Genomic DNA, 3,914 nt, shown 5'->3' with positions numbered 1-3,914 from the left:
CTGTCCGAATTTGCGGGGCCAGCTCTATAGTTTCCATTCATTCGCGCAGACCCCCGAGCCACAGCTGTAGCAGCGGCATTGGAGGCGGGCAATTGTGCATCATTCTCGTTGGCTTCAGCGCCAACTCCACCAGACGGCGGAATCGCCAGTTTGCGGCCATCTCGAGGCACCCAGGCAGACTTGACTTACAATGCAGATGCATTACATTGGGATGTCGTGACGACGCAAGGAGCCGCTATGGCCAAGACCGCCGAAATCCTCGAGATCCCCGCGACCATCACAGACCGCGGCCAGACGACCGTGCCCGCCGCCATCCGCAAAATGCTGGCCCTGGGAAAGCGCGACCAGGTCGTGTTTCGGGGGCTCGCTGACGGCACCGTTGTGATCGCGAAGAAGCAGTTGAGCGCCGACCACGGCGATCCGGTGATCGGCACGTTCCTCGCGTTCCTGGCCCGCGACATGGGGAGCGAGCCAGCCCGGATCCGGCCGGTGCCGAAGTCGCTGGTCGCGCGCGGCAAGGGCTTGGTCAAGGGTGTTAAGGTCGATCTCGACGCGGCGCTGCCGGAAGACGATACGTGAGCGACGACACCTTCGGGGTTAACGGTTGGACGGTCTACGCCCATCCGCTATTTCTCGACCAGTTCGAGACTATGATCGCGGCGGTCGAGAAGGCGCGCAAGAAGGATCCGAAGGGATACAAGAAGAAGCGCGCCGCGAAGCTCCTGTCGGCTGTCTTGAAGGTGGCGTTCGACGACATTCCGAGTGACCCAACGCGTGACGTCTATCGGCAGGGCGGCACTCTCGGCGACGAGTACAAGCACTGGTTCCGCGCGAAATTGCTGCAGCAGTTCCGCCTGTTCTTCCGCTATCAGCAATCGGCGGACGCCAAGATCATCGTTCTCGCCTGGGTGAACGACGACTCGACGCTGCGCGCCTACGAGAGCGCGAACGACGCCTACGCCGTGTTCAGGAAGATGCTGGACCGCGGGAACCCGCCGGACTCGTGGAACGAACTCGTAGCCGCGGCCTCGACTGGCGAATCCAAGACGCGTCTATCGCGCTCGACGCGCGGGAGATGACCCCAGCTGGCCTCGTTCGGCCGCGACCGCCCGCTGATCCGGCCCGCGCCGCCGGCACCGGTCTGCAGCGAGAGACACGATTCGGCCAGGAAGAGTCCGTGAAATGCCCACCATCCAGCTGTCGGCTACGCCCAAAGGCAGCGGCGAATGCGCCGACTGTCCGGCGACATCATCATCAGCATTCCACCTGTTAAGCCGTGTAGACGGAGGCGACATTTCAGCCCTCCGATGCGGGTGAACCGGTTCGTGTTCCTCAACCTTCCAATACTTCAGCCTCGATCCCCTTTACCTGCGGGCATCAATGCACCTCCGACCTGCCCGCGGGTTCCCGTCACCAGTATCCGCCCGTACAATGGAAGTTTTGGATGTCGGCAAGCAGCGGCGCGGCCGCGTCCTTGGCCGAGAGCGACGGCTTTTTGATACCCCAGTTTATACCGATCACCGGGTCGTCCCAGCGGATCGAAACCTCGTTCTCCGGATTATAGAAATCATCGCATTTGTAGAAAAAGTCCGCGGTCTCTGAGAGCACACAACGAAACCGTGCGCGAATCCGCGCGGAACCCATAGTTGCCGCCGGTTATGCTCGCTTAATTCGACGGCAACGTAGCGTCCGAAATTCGGGCTCCGGACGCGGACGTCGACCGCGAGGTCGAGCACCTTGCCCCTCATTGATGGATGTCCAGACAATCGGACTCGCGGCGCACTAAGCGGAGTTGAGTGAACGCTAGTGAGGCTCGCGACAATTAACTACAGTCGCCTTAAGATCGTGGAGCATGCCCGTGATCCCGTCGATGAGCTCGTCGATTTGATCCTTGTTGACGATCAGAGGTGGGCATATCGACAATGCATCGTCTACATTCCGCACGATGATCCCTCGCTCGTGCAGCAACCGGCTCGCAATGCTGCCAACATCGCCCGGAGTAGTAGCGGCGACTTTCCGTTTCTTGTCCAGCACCAGCTCGATTGCCGCAATAAGGCCAACGCCACGGACCTCCCCAACGAGTGGATGGTCAACGAGCGTGCGCAGCCGTTCCTGCATGTAGGCCCCGATGCGGCCAACGTTCGCAATCAGACCCCGCTCCTCGATGAGTTTGAGGTTTTCGAGCGCTACGGCGGCTCCGACCGGGTGACCACCGCCCGTGAAGCCATGAGCCAGCAGTCCAACCTTATTGCTCTCGTCCGCGATTGGTTCGAACATGTAGTCATTCATTATGATCGCAGATAACGGAAAATAACTGGACGTGAGCTGCTTCGACACCACGATTACATCGGGCGCGATGTTGTAGGTTTCGCAACCGAACATTTTTCCTGTCCGGCCAAAGCCGCAAATCACCTCATCAGCGACCAAAAGGATGCTATGCTTTTTTAGCACACTTTGAATTTTGTCCCAGTAAGTCGGCGGCGGAACGATGACGCCGCCCGCGCCCATGACAGGCTCACCGAAGAATGCTGCAATGGTATCGGCACCTTCGCGCTGAATCAGCGACTCGAGCTCCTCGGCCCGACGCGTAGCAAAGGTCTCCTCCGATTCGCCCGCACGGCTGTCCTTGTAGAAATGGGGGGAGCCCGTGTGCATAATGTTGGGGAGCGGCAGATCGAAAGAGCGGTGGTTGTCTGGAAATCCGGTCAGGCTTGCCGCACCGATCGTGACGCCGTGATAGCCGCGCAACCGGCTGATGACCTTCTTGCGCTGAGGCTGGCCCGCTGCATTCGATCGATAGGCGATCAGCTTCAACACCGTATCGTTCGCTTCCGAGCCGGAATTTGTGAAGAACACCTTACTCATTGGCACCGGAGACATCTTCACCAGCTTCTCGGCAAGCGCGATGGAAGGCCCATTCGATCGTGATGCGAAGGTATGATAGAATGGCAGGATTTGCATCTGGCGATGCGCGGCTTCGATAAGCCGCTTTTCGCTGAAGCCAAGACCCGCACTCCAGAGACCGGCCATCGCATCGAGGTAGCGTTTTCCTGCCGTGTCGAAGACGTAGGGGCCCTCGCCGCGTTCAATTATGAGCGGCCCGGTCCGTTGGTGCGACCGCGCGTTGGTATAGGCGTGAAGCTGATAGGCCACATCTCGGGCCTGTTGAGAACTGGGCAGCATGGTCGGCGTCACATCATCGGTTCAGAATTGGATAGGGACCGGAGCATCATGTGGGGAAGCGCCGGTCCGTTTCCGGCTTCTCTGGGCCTTGCGATAGTCGTCGTTGACGATCGCTTTAAAGGGATTCGCTTTTGCCTATGCCTGACCACAGGCTTAACTGGCGGCGCGACGCACTGTCTGGAAGTGATCACAGAAAGGTGACGATGTTCAGCACGACAAAGCGTCGGATTTCCGGGACGCGTTAGTCGCCGACGGGAGCTTCCATCAAACTGCCGGCGGCGTTCAGGCCGTAGAGAGTCGGTGGTCGTAGCGCCGTGGACCGCGGTTACGTATTCGAGCCCACCACGTTCAGGCCGTCCGCTCCGCTAAAGGCCAGCGTGTCATGTGTGTTTAGCACGTTATCCCAGCTGCTGCCGCGCGTCGTCACGGACTGGTTGGGCTCCGAGCCAACACGCGTGATGAGTAACACTGTAAGCAACAACCCGCTCTGATTGACCAGTTTCTTGTGGGCCATCAGTGATCTCCTTGATCTGGTCGGTGTCCCGGCTTTGCGCGGTGATCTGCGACCGAGTTTGCCCCAGAATACCTTAACTCGTTGAGTTGGTCGCCTGCCAAAGCTTGTAGGCTCACTCCCAACCGGCACCGTCAAGTTAACGAATAGGGGTGGCCGATGGGGTAGACGACCGGCATGCCGACCGCCCGGGCCCCTCTTTATCGCCGCCATCGCTTCC

General features: G+C 59.7%; 6 protein-coding genes. 2 read left to right on the top strand and 4 right to left on the bottom strand.

The annotated features are described in order from the left end of the window. Nucleotides 1-237: 237 nt before the first annotated feature. Complete coding sequence (locus IC50_RS37835; RefSeq protein ID WP_014498004.1) at nucleotides 238-579, top strand: type II toxin-antitoxin system PrlF family antitoxin; 342 nt, start codon at nucleotides 238-240, stop codon at nucleotides 577-579. Further along, the gene (locus IC50_RS37830; RefSeq protein WP_011084500.1) at nucleotides 576-1,079 is read left to right on the top strand and encodes a type II toxin-antitoxin system YhaV family toxin; all 504 of its coding nucleotides are present in this window, start codon (nucleotides 576-578) and stop codon (nucleotides 1,077-1,079) included. Before IC50_RS37835 ends, IC50_RS37830 begins: the two co-directional genes overlap by 4 nt. A 331-nt stretch (nucleotides 1,080-1,410) precedes the next feature. On the opposite strand, the gene IC50_RS44135 is transcribed toward IC50_RS37830, so the two are convergent. The 4 genes from IC50_RS44135 to IC50_RS37815 all read right to left on the bottom strand — a co-directional run bounded on the left by IC50_RS44135 (nucleotide 1,411) and on the right by IC50_RS37815 (nucleotide 3,697). After that, nucleotides 1,411-1,608, bottom strand: a complete 198-nt coding sequence (locus IC50_RS44135; protein WP_018648901.1) for a dTDP-4-dehydrorhamnose 3,5-epimerase family protein — start codon at nucleotides 1,606-1,608, stop codon at nucleotides 1,411-1,413. Next, entirely contained in the window at nucleotides 1,518-1,748 is a 231-nt protein-coding gene (locus IC50_RS38705; protein WP_244651854.1) for a dTDP-4-dehydrorhamnose 3,5-epimerase family protein, read from the bottom strand. The genes IC50_RS44135 and IC50_RS38705 overlap by 91 nt, the downstream gene beginning before the upstream one ends. 55 nt (nucleotides 1,749-1,803) lie before the next feature. Beyond that, a complete protein-coding gene (locus IC50_RS37820) occupies nucleotides 1,804-3,183 on the bottom strand; it encodes an aspartate aminotransferase family protein (RefSeq protein ID WP_035716738.1) in 1,380 nt (459 codons plus the stop codon). Nucleotides 3,184-3,508: 325 nt separating this feature from the next. Beyond that, a complete protein-coding gene (locus IC50_RS37815; RefSeq protein WP_014498007.1) occupies nucleotides 3,509-3,697 on the bottom strand; it encodes a hypothetical protein in 189 nt (62 codons plus the stop codon). Nucleotides 3,698-3,914 lie beyond the last annotated feature (217 nt).

The sequence above is a fragment of the Bradyrhizobium genomosp. I (2014) genome, assembly GCF_000261685.1.
Taxonomy (GTDB): domain Bacteria; phylum Pseudomonadota; class Alphaproteobacteria; order Rhizobiales; family Xanthobacteraceae; genus Bradyrhizobium.
Note: the sequence above shows the minus strand (reverse complement) of the source record. Positions and strands in the feature narration are given on the sequence as shown.

Bases quoted from the DNA above. Each gene is read 5' to 3' on its own strand.
- IC50_RS37835 (WP_014498004.1), top strand. From the start codon at position 238: ATGGCCAAGACCGCCGAAATCCTCGAGATCCCCGCGACCATCACAGAC.
- IC50_RS37815 (WP_014498007.1), bottom strand. From the start codon at position 3,697: ATGGCCCACAAGAAACTGGTCAATCAGAGCGGGTTGTTGCTTACAGTG.
- IC50_RS37820 (WP_035716738.1), bottom strand. From the start codon at position 3,183: ATGCTGCCCAGTTCTCAACAGGCCCGAGATGTGGCCTATCAGCTTCAC.
- IC50_RS38705 (WP_244651854.1), bottom strand. From the start codon at position 1,748: ATGAGGGGCAAGGTGCTCGACCTCGCGGTCGACGTCCGCGTCCGGAGC.